This window comes from Curtobacterium sp. MCLR17_034 (assembly GCF_003234485.1).
Taxonomy (GTDB): Bacteria; Actinomycetota; Actinomycetes; order Actinomycetales; family Microbacteriaceae; genus Curtobacterium; species Curtobacterium flaccumfaciens.
This window is the reverse complement of the sequence record NZ_QKTH01000035.1, coordinates 1-567: the sequence shown is the minus strand read 5'-3', so window position 1 is coordinate 567 and position 567 is coordinate 1. Positions and strand designations below refer to the sequence as shown.

1 protein-coding gene is annotated in these 567 nt (G+C 69.3%); it reads left to right on the top strand.

All coding sequences use genetic code 11. The features are described from left to right. On the top strand, positions 1 to 567 hold a 567-nt coding region (locus DEI98_RS18810), incomplete at both ends, for a hypothetical protein (protein WP_111101547.1).

Below are 567 nucleotides of genomic sequence, written 5' to 3'. Positions count from 1 at the left end.
AAGACCTCCATCACCCTCGCCACGACCGGCGCCCTCGTCCTCGGCGGTGCCGCGTTCGGGATCTCCTCCGCCCAGGCCGCGACCCCGAACGTGCACACGGTGTCCTCGTCGTCCGAGTCGAAGATCCCCGCACCCGTCGCCTCGGTCCCCGAGGTCCTCGGTGGCTCCACCGCCGTGAAGCTCGACTCCGGCTTCACCGACGCCCTCACCGCCCTCAAGCTCACCCCCGGCGTCTCCGGCGATGCGACCCTGGCTGACGGGTCGGTGTCGTTCCCGATCACCGCCGGGTCGGTCACCTACTGGTCCCCGGATGGCAACTACCGCCCGTACGTGCAGGGCCTGCTGAACCACGACGACTCAGGGCTGACCCTGAAGGCCGGCGACACCACCGTCACGCTGGAGAACTTCGTCGTGAACCCGGGCTCGTCCAAGCTCTACGGCGACGTCCTCGTCAACGGCAAGGTCGCCGCGGCCAACGCGTTCCTGTTCGAGCTGCACGGCGGCTCCCTCAAGCCCCTCCAGCTCGAGGGCGACAACGCCATCCTCACCGGCACCACCGTCCACATC